Genomic DNA, 16,375 nt, shown 5'->3' with positions numbered 1-16,375 from the left:
CGCGAATGAGGGCGCCAGAAGCAACGACGCCCGCGGGCGCAAGGCCGGCGGGCGTGTATGTGGCTATCGAAACGGTGACTTGCGCATCGATGGAAATCAGCGTGCGGGCACCATGGCATCGGGCAGTTCGATCTTGACCTCGAGCACCTCGAGATCGTCCTGCCGCTCGAGGTTCACCTTGATGTCCTCGGGCTTGATCGAGACGTACTTGGAGATCACGGCCACCAGTTCGCGCTGCAGATCGGCCAGGTAGTCGGGCCGGGCGCTGCGGCCGCTGCGCTCGTGGGCCAGGATGATCTGCAGCCGTTCCTTGGCCACAGTGGCCGTCTTCTTCTTTTCGCCGAGCAGGAACGAGAGAAAAGACATGGCTTATCTCCCGAAGATGCGCTTGAAGAAGCCGGGCTTCTGCGCATCGATGAAGCGCAGCGGCCGGTCTTCGCCGAGGAAGCGGGCGACGACGTCGGTGTAGGCCTCGGAGACGTCCGTGCCCTTGTCGTGGATGGCCGGGATGCCCTGGTTCGACGCGTTGAGCACGGTTTCCGATTCGGGCACCACGCCGATCAGCTTGATGCGCAGGATGTCCTGGATGTCTTCCAGCGACAGCATCTGGCCGCCGGCCACGCGGTTCGGGTTGTAGCGGGTGATGAGCAGGTGCTCCTTGACCGGCTCCTTGCCCTCGATCGCGCGCTGGGTCTTGCTGCTGAGGATGCCGAGGATGCGGTCGGAGTCGCGCACCGAGGAGACTTCGGGGTTGGTCACCACCAAGGCCTCGTCGGCGAAGTGCATGGCCATCAGCGCCCCGGTCTCGATGCCGGCGGGGGAGTCGCAGATGATGTAGTCGAACTCCATGTCGGCGAGGTCCTTCAGCACCTTCTCGACGCCCTCCTGCGTGAGCGCATCCTTGTCGCGCGTCTGCGAGGCGGCCAGCACGAACAGGTTGTCGCACTGCTTGTCCTTGATCAGCGCCTGGTTCAGGTTGGCCTCGCCCTGGATCACGTTGATCAGGTCGTACACCACGCGGCGCTCGCAACCCATGATCAGGTCGAGGTTGCGCAGGCCGACGTCGAAGTCGATCACTGCCGTCTTCTTGCCCGCCAGCGCGAGCCCCGACGCAAAGCTCGCGCTCGTGGTCGTCTTGCCGACGCCGCCCTTGCCCGAGGTCACCACCACAATCTTGGCCATCTACGTTCCTTCTGAATTCTCAAATGCTGTTGGTTTGGGAGGCGTTCCTGACGGATTGCTTCCGGGTCATATCGGGTCGATCACGAGTTTCTTGTCGTCGAGGCTGATCTGCGCCGCCTTGCCGGCCACCTTGGCCGGGAACGGCACCTCGGCGGTGCGGTAGATGCCGGCGATGGCCACGAGCTGGGCTTCCAGGCAGGTCGTGTAGATGCGCGCGGCGGTGTTGCCCCGGGCCCCTGCAATTGCCTTGCCACGCAAGGGCGCATAAACGTGCACGTTGCCGTCGGCGATGACCTCGGCGCCATCGCTCACCACGGCCGTCACGATGACGTCGCCGCCGCGTGCATAGACCTGCTGGCCGGAGCGCAGCGGCTTGTCGATGACCAGCGTGCCGTTGGCCGGCACCGGGACCTCGCGCACGATCTGCGGCGCGGGGCTGGGGGCTTCGGCGGGCGGCGCAGGACGGGCCGGTGGCGCCACCGGCATGGCCGCGATCGACAGGCCGGCGGCGCGCGCGGCCCGGTGCTGTGCGTCGCTCCCACCGCGCACCGCGATGGGTTGCGTCTGGTGGCGCGCCAGCAAGGTGCGCAATGCCGCGAAATCGAGCGTCGTCGCGGCGTCCTCCGCGGGCAGTTGCGAGAGGTCGATGACCACCGGCTCCTGCTCGAAGAAATCGGGAGAGTCCGCAAGCTGTGCGTCGATGGCCTCGGTGAGCACGGCCAGGTCGGCCGTCTTGAGGATCACCGCAATCAGCGGAAGCGTCGCGCTCTTGAATTCAAAAACCGCTTTGGTACGCGCGGCGGATGCATCTGCCATGTAAAACGTCTGTGCGGAAAGCGGTCAAGTCTAACGGGCGCGGCGGGACGGGGCCGAGACTGTTGCGCTTGGTTTTAATTTCGGGGCACGCTAGCGTGCAGTCCAGGGGTTGATCACATGCAGCCCCATCGCATTGAAAGGCGCCTCGTCCTGGGTCGCAATCGAGCAGCCGTGCAGCGAGGCGATGCCCCCGATCATGCCGTCGGCAAGGCCCACGATGAAGCCGGTCTTGCGCGCCTTGTTCATGACTTCGGCGCAGGCGGCCGCAGCGGCCTCGTCGAACGCATGAACGCGGCCAGCGAGCGTGGCGATCACCGCCGTGTTGGCCGCTTCGATCGAGCGCCGACGGGCACCCTGGGGCAGGCGCATGACCCCGTCGAGCAACTCCATCACGTTGATCGACGTGGCGCAGAGGTCGTCGGGCCGTTGACGCGACAGCCAGGCGATCACGGCCGCTTCGGGTACCTGTCTGCTGGGTTGCGACAGCACGTTGGTGTCCAGGATGATCATTCGAAGTTCGCGGGTTGGCTGACTTCATCGGAGCGCTTGAAGAGAGCGTCGAGCTCCGTGTCGGAGAACGCTTCCTCGCCGGCCTCGGCGAGTTCCGCCTGCAACTTGCGGTTGATCTCCATGAAGGCTGCGCCCAGGCCACCTTTCTGGCGCTGCGTCGCCTCGATGAGGATGTTGCGGACCACCGCCGCGACACTGCCGCGCCCGCCGCGTTCCAGTTCCCTGGCGGCCATCGACTTCAGCTGCAGGTGCACTTCCTCGGGAAGGTCCCGGATGATCAGGGTGGTGGGCACGATTGCGTTCCTTGTGATTATGCTATCAATGATAGCAAGTTTGTTGAGTCTTGCAATCATCCGTTTCAACGCGATCCACAACCGATCCCGTCTGCGGTAAACCCTAGTCGCGGCGGCGACCCGGAAGTGCTCCACTTTTGTGGCCGTGCTCTCAGAATGCCTCTCTTATGGCCCATATCAACCAGGGAGTGCCTTTGAACCTCAACCTCAACGACGTCCTGCCCTTCAGGAACATCTTCGGCACGACGCCTGACGAGCGGCGGCCTTCCAGGTGGCTGATGCTGCTCGAGGGTCGGGCGCTGCTGGAGTTCTCGACGCTGCCCCTGGCCATGCCCTGGCTCATGTCGCGCGTGCCGAAGGGTGACGGGCACACGGTGCTGGTGCTGCCGGGCCTGATGGCCGACGACAACTCGACCATTCCGCTGCGGCGTTTTCTCAACTCGCGCGGGTATCAGACGGCGGGCTGGGGCCAGGGTGCGAACCTGGGGCCGCGCCGGGGCGTGCTGACGCAGTTGCGCCAGACACTCACCGACCTGCATGCGCAGTCCGGCCGCAAGGTCAGCATCGTCGGCTGGAGCCTGGGTGGCGTGTATGCCCGCGAGATGGCCCGCGAGTTTCCTGGCAAGGTGCGCCAAGCTGTTTCGCTGGGCAGCCCGCTCTACGGCCACCCGGACAGCAGCAGCAACGCATCGCAGCTCTACAAGTTCGTCAGCGGGCGCAACGACGTCGACCCGGGCGAACGCGGCGACGGTCCGCCGCCGGGCGTGCCGATGACGGCGATCTTCACGCGCTCCGATGGCATCGTCGGCTGGGGTTGCAGCATCGAGAAGAAGGGCCCGCTCAGCGACAATATCGAGATCGTCGGCGCATCGCACTCCGGTCTCGGGGTGCATCCGCTGGCGCTCTATGCCATTGGCGATCGCCTCGCGCAGCCGGAAGACGGATGGACACACTTCAAGCCCACCGGCCCCGAGCGCGCCTTGTATCCTGCCGACACCCCGTCCCGTTGAGCGCACTGCCCGCGCTCCCTCCCGCATTCCCATAAAAGCGACCAGAGAGACAACCCATGAAACACCTGAGCGGACTCGACTCGACTTTCCTGCACCTTGAAACCCCCGAGATGCCGATGCACGTCGGCTCGCTGAACGTGCTCGACCTGCCCGAGGGCTACGAGGGCAACTTCTTCGAGGACGCGAAGGCCAACATGCTGGCGCGCATCCACCTGGCCGACGTGTTCACGCGCAAGCTGGCGCTGATGCCCTTCGACCTGTCGAACCCGGTGTGGGTGGAAGAGGACGACCTCGACATCGACCACCACTTCCGCCACATCACGCTGCCCAAGCCGGGCAGCAACCGCCAGTTGCAGCAGGTGGTGGCGCGGCTGCATTCGGCGCTGCTGGACCGCAGCCGTCCGCTGTGGGAGTTCTACATCATCGACGGCCTCAAGAGCGGCCAGGTCGGCCTCTACACCAAGGTGCACCATGCGGGCATCGACGGGCAGGCCGGCGTGGAAGTCGGCAAGGCGATCTTCGACACGGCGCCCACCGGCCGCGTGATCAAGCCGCCGCGCGTCAAGCCGCGCGGCAACAAGTACCAGCTGGGCATGGCCGAACTCGCCAGCGCGGCGATGAAGAACACGGTGCAGCAGTACGTGAAGCTGTTCAAGATGGCGCCGGCGCTGGGCAAGGCCATTGCGGGGCTGGCCAAGCCGGTGGAATCCGCCGAGGGCAAGGAGGCGAAAGCGGCGCCCAAGAAGTTCAACCTGTTCGCGCCGCGCACGGTGCTGAACGTGGCCATCACCAACCAGCGCACCTTTGCCGGCCGCACGATCCCGTTGGCCGAGACCAAGGCGATCGGCAAGCACTTCGGCGTGTCGCTGAACGACGTGGTCATGGCCACCGTGTCCGGCGCCTTGCGCAACTTCTTCAAGGACACCAACGAACTGCCCGAGCAGTCGCTGGTGGCCGGCGTGCCGGTGAGCACGCGCGAAGCCGGTGACGACACGGCCAACAACCAGGCCAGCATGATCCTGGTGAGCTTGGCGACCGACATCAAGGACCCGATCGAGCGCATGCGCGCGATCAACACCTCGTCGACCTCGGCCAAGGGCGTGATGAACCGCTTCAAGTCGGTGATGATCGACGACTTCCCGATGTTCGCCGCGCCCTGGCTGATGTCGGGGATGGCGACGATGTACGGCCGCTCGGGCCTGGTCAACGTGCTGCCGCCGATGGCCAACGTGGCCATCTCCAACGTGGCCGGCGCGCCCTTCCCGATGTACTTTGCCGGCGCGTACGTCACCTGCTACTACCCGGTGTCGATCGCCAGCCATGGCACGGCGCTGAACATCACGGTGCAGAGCTACAACGGCCGCATGGACTACGGCCTGATCGCCTGCCGCCGCGTGCTGCCGGACCTGACCGACCTGGGCGACTACATGCTGGCCGAGCACCGCATGCTGCTGGAACTGACGAACACCTTGCCGGGCGATGCGAAGTCGGCTGGCGCGGCGGCCAAGGCTGCTGCGGCGAAGACTGCGATCCCGCACGCTGCACCGGAGGTGGTGAAGCCGAAGGCGAAGGCGGAGGTCGTCGAGGCGCCGGCCAAGGCGCCAGCGAAGGCGGCCGCTGCGAAGAAGCCTGCGGCCAAGAAGGCCGCTGTGAAGAAGGCAGCCGCGGCGGAGCTTCCCGCACCCGCTGCAGCCGCGAAGAAGACCCGCGCCCGCAAGACGCCGGCCAAGACCGCTGTCGCTGCCGAATAAGGCACCCACTTGCAAGAACGGCGCCCCAAGTGGGCGCCGTTTTCGTTGGAGGGTGCGTGTGGCTCAAGGCCCGGCCGCGTGGCCGATGTCCTCAGCCAGCGCAAGCTCCTCGCGCTCCCCGCGGGTTTCGGCAATCACGCCGAGGTCGCGCAGCTTGGCAATGGCTGCCTCATCGAACCCCGCTTCGCGCAGCAGCGCATCGTTGTCCTGGCCCATGCAAGGCGCGGCGCGGTGCGGCAATGTGACGCCCGGCACGCGGATCGGATTGGCGATCATGCGCGCGGCGCGACCGTCCTCGTAGTCGTAGTCGACCACGCCGTCGCGCTCGTGCACGAAGGGGTTCTCCAGCGCCTGTGCCACGTCGAACACCGGCGATACCGGCACCTTGCCGGACAGCCGCTCGATCCACTGCGCGGTGGGCGCCTGCATCAGCGCGTCGTCCAGCAGGCGCGTGACGCGGTCGCGGTTGGCCAGGCGCACGGCGAAGGTGGCGAGCTGCGGGTCGGTCGCCCATTCGGGATGCCCGAGTTCGCGCGCCAGGATCGGCCAGAACTTCTCCTTGTTGCACATGATGAAGAGCCAGCCATCCTGCGTGCGGTAGAGCTGGCTGGGCACCAGGCTCGGATGCCCGCTGCGCGCGGTGCGGCCTGTGACCACGCCGGCATTGAGGAACCAGGTGCCGGGGTAATTGAGGTTGTGCAGGGCCACGTCGAAGAGCGAGGTGTCCATGTCCAGCCCGATGCCGGTCTGCCGCGCGCGCGTCACGCCGGCCAGCAGCGCAAAGGCCGCAACCAGGCCGGTCATGAGGTCGATGATCGACAGGCCGTAGCGTGTGGGCGGTCCCTCCGGCTCGCCGGTGAGCGTGAGGTGGCCGGCCTCGGCCTGCATGAGGTAGTCGTAGCCCGGCCACGCACGGCGCGAGCCTTCGCGGCCATAGGCGGACAGGTGCGTGCAGACGATGGCCGGGTTCACGTCCTTGAGCGCCGCATAGGTGAGACCCAGCTTCACCGGGAGGTCACCGCGCAGGTTGTCGAGCACCGCGTCGGCACTGGCTGCGAGCTTGCGGAAGGCGGCCATGCCTTCGGGATGCTTGAGGTCGAGCGTGATGCTGCGCTTGTTGCGGTTGAAGGTCTGGAAGAAGTGGCTGTCTTCCTCGCCGAAGAAATGCGGCCCGACGTGGCGGCCGACGTCGCCGCCGTCCTTGTGGTTCTCGACCTTGATGATCTCGGCGCCGAGGTCGGCCAGGTAGGAGGTGCCGAAGGGGCCGGCGCCGTACTGCTCGACGGCGAGCACGCGCAGGCCGGCGAGGGGAAGGGAGGAGGTGGGTTGCTTGGACATGGCGTGTTCAATTCAGGACGGCCGCGGGGATGGAGGTGGTGGCCGGCGTCGGATCTGTTGCAAGCATGGATTCGAGCGTGCGCACCGACGGCAGCTTGTCGAGCGAAAGGACCTGCTCGCAGACCGCTTCCGCATGGCTGCGCGGGAACCAGAGCGTGGCGTTGTCCATGAACTTCTCGCGCACCTCGGCGTTGGTCAGCGGGCGTTCGGCATGGCCGCGGTTGACGGGTTCGCGGTGTACGTGCGTGCTGCCGTCGGTCATCTCGACGCGCACCTCGCCGGTGTAGTGGCGCGGGAAGGTCGAGGCCGGGTCCTCGACGTAGCGGATGCGCTGCATCAATGCGCGCACCGTGGCATCGCCGAAGGCCGCGGGTTCCAGTTCCTTCAGGCCGAGACGGCCGCGCAGCAGGCCGCTCGCGACCGCGTAGGGCAGGCTGAACTTGGCCTCGTAGTCACTGGTCGGGCGGCGCTTGGCGGCCAGCGGCTCGCACACGGCCTGCACCACGCCGGCCGGCACGGCCACCTCGACGCCGCGGATCTTGTCGACGTCGAGGCCCTTGCGGTGCAGCGTGATGGCCGCGTCGGCGCTGGCATGGACGAAGTGGCACATCGGGAAGGGCTTGACCGCGATGTTGTCCAACTCCCAGGCGCTGGCCCGGCCATCGGCGCCGATGCCGGCGGTGCCCAGTGTCATGTCGACCTGGGCTTGGCGGGCGGTGTCGAGGTAGCTGCGGAACAGGCCGTAGCGGCCTGCGTAGGGCGCATTGGGCGCAGGGATGCCTTGCTGCGCGAAGCTGGCGGCGGTCAGGCCCGCATTCGCGGCCCAGCCGGGGTGGATGCGTTTGGTCCAGCTGCCGTCCTCGATGAACTGCAGGCTGCCGCTGGCCAGCGACAGCGCGATGCCCTGCGCCGCCACCAGCGCATCCGCGTCCAGGCCGAGCAGCCGGCCGACGGCCAGCGCGCTCGCGAACGCGCCGACCACGCCGGTGGGATGGAATCCCTGCCCGTGGAAGCCGCTCTTTGCGACGCTGGCGATGCGCGCGCCCGTCTCCAGTCCGGCGATGTAGGCGGCCAGCATGTCGGCGCCGCTGGCATCGTTGGCGGCGGCCAGGTTGAACAGCGAAGGCAGCACGCTCACGCTGAGGTGCAGCACGCCGGCCATGTGGGTGTCGTCGTAGTCCAGGCCGTGGGTGAGCACGCCGTTGAGCAGCACGGCGTCGCGCAGCGGCAGGCGGCGGGAGATGCCGATCGCGCCGGCCGTGCAGGCGGCCGGCACGTTGGCGCCGGGCAGTGCATGCACGGCCTTCTCGAAGCGGAGCGCGAAATCTTCCTGCCGCGCTGCGAGCGCACAACCGATGGCGTCGAGCATGAGATGGCGTGCGCGCAGGCTCACCTCGGCGGGCACTTCGCCGAGGCGCAGGCGGTGGGTGAAGCCGGCCAGCGTGGAGGCGATGGGGTCGGGGGTGTCGGTGGTGTGGGTCATGAGGTTCGCGGTGGTGGTTCAGGGATTTCGAACTGCAAGTCAGCGAGGCTCGTTGGGGGCGCCCGCGGAGCGGCTTTGCCGGGCCGCTGGCTGCGCGCCCTCGAGGGGGTAGCGCCGCAGGCGCTTCGGGGGGGCTACTCGGCTTTTGCGCCGGAGTCCTTGACCGCCTTGGTCCACTTGGCGATCTCGGACTTGATGAACACGCCCAGTTGTTCAGGCGTCTTCACCATCGGCTCGACGCCCTGCGCGGCGAAGGATTCACGCACGTCCTTGCTGTTGAGCGCCTTGTTCATCTCGGCATTGAGCCTGGCCACGATGGGCGCGGGCGTATGGGCCGGCGCCATGATCACGATCCACGGTACGCCGCTGAAGCCCGGATAGCCGAGCTCGGCGATGGTGGGCAGATCCGGCGCGGCGGCGATGCGCTCGGGGCTGCTGACCGCCAGCGCACGCATCTTGCCCTGCTTGACGAAGGGCAGGGTGGCCACGGTGGTCTCGAACATCATCTGCACGCGACCCCCGATCAGGTCGGTCAGGGCCGGCGGGCCGCCCTTGTAGGGGACGTGGTTGATGTCGATACCGGTGGTGCTGCGGAACATCTCGGTCACCAGGTGGTTGGTGACGCCCACGCCGCCCGAGGCGTAGTTGAGTTTGCCGGGCTCGGCCTTGGCCAGCGCGATCAGGCCCTTCGCGTCCTTGACCGGCACGTCCATGTTGACGACCAGCACCTCGGGAACGATGGCGATGCCGCCGACCGGCACGAAGTCCTTCACCGGGTCATAGGGCAGCTTGGTGTAGAGGCCCGGGTTCACCGCCAGCGGGCCGGAGGAGGTCAGCAGCAGCGTGTAGCCGTCGGGTGGCGCGGCCATCGCCGCCTGCGTCGCGATGATGCCGGCGGCGCCGGGCTTGTTGTCGACGAAGAAGGGTTGCTTGAGCGCTTCCTGCAACTTGTTGGCAATGATCCGGCCCAGCGTGTCGGTGGCCTGGCCCGGCGGGAAGCCGGTCAGGATCTTGACCGCCCGGTTGGGGTAGTCGCTCTGGGCGAGCGCCGGCAGTGGGCCGAGGACGGCGGCAAGCAGCGAGGCGAGGAGGAAGGGGCGGCGAAGCAGGTGCATGGATGAAGTCTCCTTTATTTGTACGGACAAATATAGGAGTCTTTCGCCACGGTGTCAACAGCGCCGACGCGCCGGCCTCGAAATCAGCGCCGCAAGTTCATCCGATAGGTGAAGCGGTCGCTGGGATGCACGTTGTCGGCGACCTCGAGCAGGCGGTCCTTCCTGTCGTAGTAGCGGCGCACGATGCGCAGGGCCGGCGCGCCCGGCGTGCTCCCGAGGTTGGCCGCATCGTCGGCATCGAGCACGGCGCCGCTGAGCTCCTGTTCCACGCGGTCGATCGGCAGGCCGTACTCGCGCTCGATGAGGGCGTACACGGCCGTCTTGGTTGAGCGCAGCAGCGCACCGATGCCTTCGAGCTGCGGGTTGAGGAAGAGCCGTGTGATGCAGAACGGACGCGATTGGGCGGGTGCTTCATCGGCGCCTCCCGGGTCGCTGGCATAGCGGACGCCGAGCGCATAAGTCCATTCCTCCCCGGGGGAAACGCCGAATTCCTGGGCCTGCGCCTTGCCCAGCGTCACCTTGCCGATGTAGACGAAACGCATGTCGGTGTCGCGGGCGTACTGCAGCAGGTCGGGCAGCGCGCTGGCTTCCTGGGCGTAGCGGGCGGTGTCCGGCTTGGCGATGACGACGGTGCCGATGCGCGGGCGCCGCGTGACCAGGCCGGCGGACACCAGCACGCGGATCGACTCGCGGGCGGTGAAGCGGCTGATGCCGAACTGCTCGCACAGTTCGGCTTCGGTCGGAAGGTGGGCGCCGAGCGGGTAGGTGTCATCGGCGATGCCGCGGATGAACTCGCGTGCGATCTGCATGTAGCGCGGCGCGTCTTCGTCGACGTCCGGCGCGGGGGAGGGGGAGGGGGTGGTATTGCTCACGGGCCAATCATCCCATTGCCAACGGATTGGTTGACAGCATCGCGGGATTTCGTTTATTGTACGGACAATTAAAACGCCGACGAGACTCAGCTTGCCATCCTCGACTTCCACTGCCGCCGCCCCCCCGCGTTCCATGCTCTTCGTGTCTGGCGAGAAGCCGGAGCGCTTCGCGAAAGCCATGGCGGCCGGCGCAGACCTCGTCTGCATCGACCTCGAAGATGCCGTCGCCCCGGCGAAGAAGGAGGCCGCACGTGCGGATGCGCTGCGCTGGTTGGCGGAGCGCTCCACCGATTCGGTGCAGCCCGCCGTGGCGCTTCGCCTGAACGCGGTCCGCACGCTGGAAGGCCTTCGCGACGTGCTCGCGCTGGCCGACGCGACCGTGATGCCGGATTGGGTCCTGCTCCCGAAGGTGGAGGCCGCCGCGGACCTCCAATGTGTCCACGCGTGGCTGGGTACGAGGTGTCCGCCCCTGGTCGCCCTGCTGGAAACCCCAGGCAGCATCGATGGCGCTGCAGCCATTGCCCAGGCCGGCGGCCCGCTCGGCGCCCTCATGCTAGGCGGTGCCGACCTGTCGGCTGAACTCGGCGCGCAGTTCGGCTGGGACGCACTGCTCTACGCGCGCGCCCGCATCCTCCATGCCGCCCGCGCAGCCGACCTGCAGGCCTGGGACGTTCCGCACATCGACCTGAAGAACCCTGAGGGCCTGGCCGACGAAACACGCCGCGTGCTGGCGCTGGGCTTCGACTGCAAGACCGCGATCCACCCACAGCAGATCCCGGTCATCCACGACGCCTTCATGCCACCCGCCGAGCGCATCGAATGGGCCCGCGCACTCGCCGACGCATTGCCAGCCGACGGCGTCGCAGGCGCCTTCATGTTCCGCGGCGGCATGGTCGATGCCCCCGTGATCCGCAACGCGCGCCGCATCCTTGCCCGGGCCGGCCAGCGCTGACCTAACTCTCTTCACCCCAAACTCATCCGCAAACAGGAGACACCATGGTCCAGGTCATCAAGAAAATCGGCGAACAGCGTTATCGCGAAAGCTTCGGTCGCCACTACGAGGAATTCCACGTCGGCGACGTCTACGAGCATCGCCCCGGCCGCACCGTCACGGAAACCGAGAACACCTGGTTCACGCTGCTGACGATGAACACGCACCCGATGCATTTCGACGGCGAATATGCCAAGGCCAGCGAGTTCGGCCGCTGCATCGTCTGCAGCCCCTTCACTGTGGCGTTGATGGTCGGCATGAGCGTGACGGACGTGAGCCAGAAGGCGATCGCCAACCTCGGCTGGGGCGACATCAAGATGACCTACCCGGTCTATGCCGGCGACACGCTCTATGCCGCCTCTGAAGTGCTGGAGAAACGCGAGTCCGCCTCGCGGCCCGGTGCCGGCCTCGTGACCGTGCGCACCATCGGCACCAACCAGGACGACAAGGTGGTCTGCACCTTCACCCGCACCATGCTGATCGCTAAGCAGGGCCACAGCGTCGAAGACAAGGTCGGCTACTGAGCCGGCCCGGAGAAACACGAAATGGATGCCGTCACCACCCGCCCCGCGCCGGACATGTACGCCTCTTCCGACCAGCAGGAATTCGTCGACGCCGTCGAAGCCTGGGCCGAGAAGGAATTGCGCCCGGTCGCACGCAAGTACGACCTGGCCGATGAATACCCGCACGACATCGTCGAGCAGATGAAGGAACTGGGCCTGTTCGGCGCCACCATCGGCGAGGAGTACGGCGGGCTGGGCCTCTCGTCCTGGACCTATGCGCAGATCGTGATCAAGCTGTCGTCGATCTGGATGGCGCCTTCGGGCATCGTCAATTCGCACCTCATCATGGCGTCGGCGATCGAGCGCGCCGGCACCGCGGAGCAGAAGGCGAAGTACCTGCCGATGATGGCCACCGGCGAGTTCCGCGGCAGCATCGGGCTGACCGAACCGAATGCCGGCTCCGACCTGCAAGCGATCCGCACCGTGGCGAAGCTCGATGGCGACCACTATGTCGTCAACGGCAGCAAGACCTGGATCACCAACAGCATGCACGGGCACGGCACGCTGCTGCTGGTCAAGACCGACCCGGCCGCCAAGCCGCGCCACCAGGGCATGAGCCTGCTGATCGCCGAGAAGGCGCCGGGCTTCAACGTGGTCGGCAAGCTCAAGAAGATGGGGTATCGCTCCATCGACACCTGCGAGCTGAACTTCGAGGACTACCGCGTGCCCCAGGCCAACCTGCTCGGCGGCGTCGAGGGCAAGGGCTTCTACCAGACGGCCGGCGGCCTGGAACTGGGTCGCATCAACGTCGCGTCACGCGGTGCCGGCATCGCCGAGGGTGCGCTGAAGCATTCGCTGCGCTATGCCCAGGAGCGCAGCGCCTTCGGCAAGCCGATCTGCGAACACCAGGCGATCCAGATGAAGCTGGCCGACATGGTCACGCAGGTGGAGGGTGCAAAGCGGCTGATCGAGCAGGCGGCGCGCAAGTTCGACGCCGGCGAGCGCTGCGACCTGGAGGCCGCGATGGCCAAGCTGGCCGGCTCGGAGGCTGGTGCCTTCTGTGCGCAGGAGGCGATGCGCATCTTCGGCGGCTACAGCTATTCGGTGGAATACGAGATCGAGCGCTTCTACCGCGATGCGATGCTGATGTGCATCGGCGAAGGGACCAACGAGATCCTGCGCACGGTGATCGCGAAGCAGCTGATCGAGCGCTACAAGGTCTGAAAAAAAGCGGGGCCTGTCCGAGAGGCCCCGCATGCCGTCATGCGTTGCGCGACCGGCCCAGGAGTGCGTACAGCAGGATCGCCCCAAAGGTCGCCGTCCCGATCCCACCCAGCGCGAACTGCCCGAACTTCAGCGTGAAGTCGCCCGTGCCGATGATCAGCGTGATGGCCGCCACGATGAGGTTCCTGTTCTGCGAGAAGTCGACCTTGTTGTCGACCCAGATCTTGGCGCCGGCGATCGCGATCAGGCCGAACACCACGATGCTGACGCCGCCCATTACCGGCAGCGGAATCGCCTGGATCACCGCGCCGAACTTGGGGCTGAAGCCCAGCACCAGCGCGATCAGCGCGGCCACCACGAACACCGCAGTCGAGTAGATGCGCGTGGCGGCCATCACGCCGATGTTCTCGGCATAGGTGGTGACGCCCAGGCCGCCGACGCTGCCGCTCACCACGGTCGCGATGCCGTCGGCCATGAAGGCACGGCCCATGTAGCGGTCGAGGTTGCGGCCGGTCATCGCGGTCACGGCCTTCAGGTGGCCCAGGTTCTCGGCCACGAGGATGATGGCCACAGGCGCGATCAGCAGCATGGCGGGGCCGGTGAAGGTCGGCGCGGTCAGGGTCGGCGCGCCGAACCAGGCGGCGTTGGCGATGCCGGTGAAGTCCATCGGCTTGCCCAGGCCCATGCCGTTGGTCAGCACCGCGTAGACGATGCTCGCCAGCACCAGCCCGACGAGGATGAGGAGCCGCTGCACCATGCCGCGCGTGAACACCGCGACCAGGCCGACGCAGAGGAAGGTCACGGCCTGCATCCACGCTTCGAAGTTGTTGGCCGCCATGTTCTTGATCGGCACGCTCGCCAGGTTGAGCCCGATCACCGCCACCACCGCGCCCGTGACGACCGGCGGCATGAAGCGCTCGATCCAGCCGGCGCCGATCATCTGCACCAGCAGGCCGATCAGCACATAGACCACGCCGCAGGCGATGATGCCGCCGAGCGCCACGCCGATGTTGCCGTTGGGCCCGGTCCCCGAATACCCCGTGGCCGCGATCACCACGCCGATGAAGGCGAAGCTGGAGCCCAGGTAGCTCGGCACGCGCCCGCCGGTGACGAGGAAGAAGATCAGCGTGCCGACGCCGCTCATCAGGATCGCGAGGTTGGGATTGAAGCCCATGAGGATCGGCGCCAGCACGGTGGCGCCGAACATCGCGATGACGTGCTGCACGCCCATCGCCGCGGTCTGCGGCCAGGGCAGGCGCTCGTCGGGTGCGACCACGGTGCCTTGGGCCATGCGCACTTCACGCCAGCGGGGCAGGTAGCTTTCGCTTGAAGAGTTCATTCTTGTCTCCTGGGGCTAGCGAGGCAAAAGCATGGCCATCGTGATGCGCGAGACGCAGACCAGTTCGCCTTCTTCATTGACCAGGTCGATGGCCCACACCTGCGTGGTCTTGCCGCGGTGCACCGGGCGCGTGGTGCCGGTCACCCATCCGCTGCGGGCCGAGCGCAGGTGGTTGGCATTGATGTCGAGCCCCACCGCGCGATGGCCTTCGGGGGAGGAGAAGTGGGCGCCGGAGGAGCCGAGCGACTCGGCGAGCACGACCGACACGCCGCCGTGCAGCAGTCCGTAAGGCTGGATGGTGCGCTTGTCCACTGGCACGCGGGCGCGCAGGAAGTCGTCGCCGATTTCGATGAACTCGACGCCCAGGCTTTCAAGCGCGGTGCCCTTGTTACCCGAATTCAGTATGTCGAGGGAGATGGGTTTTTGCCAGATGGGCATGGATGCTTTCCGGATGTAGGAGAGAGGAGCAAAACTATAGCGAGCGCGCGGCGCGGGCCTAAGCTGGGCGGATGAGCGCACGGATTTTTCAATGACGCGACCTGCACGTTGGATGGCAGGCATCGCGGCCGCGCTGCTTGCGCTGGTGTTGGTCGCTGCCGCCGGCCTGGCCTGGTGGCTGCCGAGCGATGCGCAACTCGCCGCGCGCGTGGCCACGGAGTTCGAGCAACGCACCGGCGTGGCCCTGCGCGTGGGTGCCGCGCACTGGACGCTGCGGCCGGGCCTTTCGCTGGAGCTGCGCGACCTGACCACCATGCAGAAGGAACCGATCATCGTGTACCGCCTGGTGCTGCACGCCAGCCTGCGGGAACTGCTGGCGCGGCGCATTCGCATCGACGACGTGGAGGTGGAGGGGGCGGTGTTCCCGCGTGCATCGGCGCGCGAGTTCCGTGGTCGCGGTGATGCGACGCCCGCGCCGCTGGGCCCCTTCACCGCGCATCCGGTGCCCGTGGCGCAGGTCCGCTTCCAGGACGTGACCTGGATCGATCGGCGCGGCATCGCGCTGGCCTATGACGGCAAGGTCGAATTCGACGCCGGATGGATGCCGCACCACGCGGAAGTGGCGCGCCGCGGCGTGACGCCACCCGCACGGCTGCGGCTCACGCGAGAAGGCGACGAGGTCTTGAAATGGCAGACCGACATCGAGGTCGGTGGGGGCACCTGGAGCGGCACTTCGACCGTGGAGACCGTGAACGACCAGAAACTGCGCCTGCACGCCGACCTCGCGCCGCGCAACGTCGACATCGTGCAGTTGACGGCGGCCTTCGGGCGGCAAGCCGCCGTGGTCGGCCGCATCAACGGCAAGACCGAAGTCACGGCCGAAGGCGCCAACCCGGCCGAGTGGATGCGTGTGCTGCACACGCGCACCCGCTTCACGGTGCGGCCCGCAACGCTGCGCCGCTTCGACCTCGCCAAGGCGGTGCGCACCGCCGGCATCAGCCGTGGCGGCCAGACCCCGCTCGACGAAATCACCGGCACGCTCGACACGCAGGCGACGGACGACGGCACCGTGCTGCGCTATTCCAACCTGAAGGCGACATCGGGCGTGCTCACCGCGAGCGGCAGCGCCACCATGCTCAATCGCAAGATCGACGGCGAACTGGCGGTCGACATCGTCGATGGCGTGGTCGGCGTGCCGCTCAAGGTCAGCGGCACGCTGGACGCGCCGGAGCTGTCGCTGACCGGCGGCGCACTGACCGGCGCCGCCATCGGCAGTGCGGTGCTGCCGGGGGTGGGCACCGCGATCGGTGCGCGCATCGGGCAGCGCATGGAGAAGCTGTTCGGAAGTGACGACACGCCCAAGGGCGGCGCGACGAAGAAGAAGCCCGCCACGCGGTGATCGTTGCGGGGCAAGGCCTGGGGCCCGGATCGCGGCCACCCGCCTCTGAACAGGCAGCGTTCAGGTGATTCGTCGACAATCCTTTGACATTTACAGGATCTCGACACTGAC

At 67.1% G+C, this 16,375-nt stretch carries 17 protein-coding genes; 6 read left to right on the top strand and 11 right to left on the bottom strand.

The annotated features are described in order from the left end of the window. Positions 1-96: 96 nt before the first annotated feature. The 5 genes from minE to WKW79_RS21185 all read right to left on the bottom strand — a co-directional run bounded on the left by minE (position 97) and on the right by WKW79_RS21185 (position 2,801). A complete protein-coding gene (minE, locus tag WKW79_RS21205) occupies positions 97-366 on the bottom strand; it encodes a cell division topological specificity factor MinE (protein WP_340337180.1) in 270 nt (89 codons plus the stop codon). 3 nt (positions 367-369) lie between these two features. Next, on the bottom strand, positions 370-1,182 hold the full coding sequence (minD, locus tag WKW79_RS21200) for a septum site-determining protein MinD (protein ID WP_340337179.1): 813 nt from the start codon (positions 1,180-1,182) through the stop codon (positions 370-372). Between the two features lie 66 nt (positions 1,183-1,248). Beyond that, the gene (gene minC, locus WKW79_RS21195) at positions 1,249-1,998 is read right to left on the bottom strand and encodes a septum site-determining protein MinC (protein ID WP_340337178.1); all 750 of its coding nucleotides are present in this window, start codon (positions 1,996-1,998) and stop codon (positions 1,249-1,251) included. Positions 1,999-2,088: 90 nt separating this feature from the next. Continuing rightward, a complete protein-coding gene (locus WKW79_RS21190; protein ID WP_340337177.1) occupies positions 2,089-2,508 on the bottom strand; it encodes a PIN domain-containing protein in 420 nt (139 codons plus the stop codon). Next, a complete protein-coding gene (locus WKW79_RS21185; protein ID WP_340337176.1) occupies positions 2,505-2,801 on the bottom strand; it encodes a hypothetical protein in 297 nt (98 codons plus the stop codon). Before WKW79_RS21185 ends, WKW79_RS21190 begins: the two co-directional genes overlap by 4 nt. Positions 2,802-2,968: 167 nt before the next feature. On the opposite strand from WKW79_RS21185, the gene WKW79_RS21180 reads away from it, so the two are divergent. Continuing rightward, positions 2,969-3,811, top strand: a complete 843-nt coding sequence (locus WKW79_RS21180) for an esterase/lipase family protein (RefSeq protein ID WP_340337175.1) — start codon at positions 2,969-2,971, stop codon at positions 3,809-3,811. Between the two features lie 56 nt (positions 3,812-3,867). Beyond that, positions 3,868-5,562 carry a WS/DGAT/MGAT family O-acyltransferase gene (locus WKW79_RS21175; RefSeq protein ID WP_340337174.1) on the top strand — a complete coding sequence of 565 codons (1,695 nt, stop codon included), beginning with the start codon at positions 3,868-3,870 and terminating at the stop codon, positions 5,560-5,562. A gap of 63 nt (positions 5,563-5,625) precedes the next feature. On the opposite strand, the gene WKW79_RS21170 is transcribed toward WKW79_RS21175, so the two are convergent. The 4 genes from WKW79_RS21170 to WKW79_RS21155 all read right to left on the bottom strand — a co-directional run bounded on the left by WKW79_RS21170 (position 5,626) and on the right by WKW79_RS21155 (position 10,370). Then, the gene (locus tag WKW79_RS21170; RefSeq protein ID WP_340337173.1) at positions 5,626-6,900 is read right to left on the bottom strand and encodes a CaiB/BaiF CoA transferase family protein; all 1,275 of its coding nucleotides are present in this window, start codon (positions 6,898-6,900) and stop codon (positions 5,626-5,628) included. 7 nt (positions 6,901-6,907) lie between these two features. After that, entirely contained in the window at positions 6,908-8,383 is a 1,476-nt protein-coding gene (locus tag WKW79_RS21165; RefSeq protein ID WP_340337172.1) for an MmgE/PrpD family protein, read from the bottom strand. Between the two features lie 134 nt (positions 8,384-8,517). Further along, entirely contained in the window at positions 8,518-9,498 is a 981-nt protein-coding gene (locus WKW79_RS21160; RefSeq protein ID WP_340337171.1) for a Bug family tripartite tricarboxylate transporter substrate binding protein, read from the bottom strand. An 83-nt stretch (positions 9,499-9,581) separates the two neighbouring features. After that, entirely contained in the window at positions 9,582-10,370 is a 789-nt protein-coding gene (locus WKW79_RS21155; RefSeq protein ID WP_340337170.1) for a GntR family transcriptional regulator, read from the bottom strand. A 91-nt stretch (positions 10,371-10,461) separates the two neighbouring features. Between WKW79_RS21155 and WKW79_RS21150 the strand changes: the two genes are divergently transcribed. From WKW79_RS21150 to WKW79_RS21140, 3 genes are read left to right on the top strand one after another with little or no spacing between them, the layout of a single operon-like run. Further along, a complete protein-coding gene (locus WKW79_RS21150; protein ID WP_340337169.1) occupies positions 10,462-11,322 on the top strand; it encodes an HpcH/HpaI aldolase/citrate lyase family protein in 861 nt (286 codons plus the stop codon). Positions 11,323-11,366: 44 nt separating this feature from the next. Then, positions 11,367-11,885, top strand: coding sequence for a MaoC family dehydratase (locus tag WKW79_RS21145; RefSeq protein ID WP_340337168.1), 519 nt, complete (start codon positions 11,367-11,369; stop codon positions 11,883-11,885). Between the two features lie 21 nt (positions 11,886-11,906). Continuing rightward, positions 11,907-13,088 carry an acyl-CoA dehydrogenase family protein gene (locus tag WKW79_RS21140; protein ID WP_422823935.1) on the top strand — a complete coding sequence of 394 codons (1,182 nt, stop codon included), beginning with the start codon at positions 11,907-11,909 and terminating at the stop codon, positions 13,086-13,088. Positions 13,089-13,125: 37 nt separating this feature from the next. Here WKW79_RS21140 and WKW79_RS21135 read toward each other — a convergent pair whose 3' ends face one another. Then, a complete protein-coding gene (locus WKW79_RS21135) occupies positions 13,126-14,427 on the bottom strand; it encodes a solute carrier family 23 protein (RefSeq protein ID WP_340337167.1) in 1,302 nt (433 codons plus the stop codon). Positions 14,428-14,442: 15 nt separating this feature from the next. Beyond that, positions 14,443-14,865: a hotdog fold thioesterase gene (locus WKW79_RS21130; RefSeq protein WP_340337166.1), complete on the bottom strand. Its 423-nt coding sequence runs from the start codon at positions 14,863-14,865 to the stop codon at positions 14,443-14,445. Positions 14,866-14,956: 91 nt separating this feature from the next. Between WKW79_RS21130 and WKW79_RS21125 the strand changes: the two genes are divergently transcribed. Continuing rightward, a complete protein-coding gene (locus WKW79_RS21125; RefSeq protein WP_340337165.1) occupies positions 14,957-16,264 on the top strand; it encodes an AsmA-like C-terminal region-containing protein in 1,308 nt (435 codons plus the stop codon). Positions 16,265-16,375 lie beyond the last annotated feature (111 nt).

Origin of the sequence: Variovorax robiniae (genome assembly GCF_037889955.1) — a bacterium.
In the GTDB taxonomy this organism is placed as follows: domain Bacteria; phylum Pseudomonadota; class Gammaproteobacteria; order Burkholderiales; family Burkholderiaceae_C; genus Variovorax; species Variovorax robiniae.
This window is presented reverse-complemented; position numbering and strand designations above follow the sequence as displayed.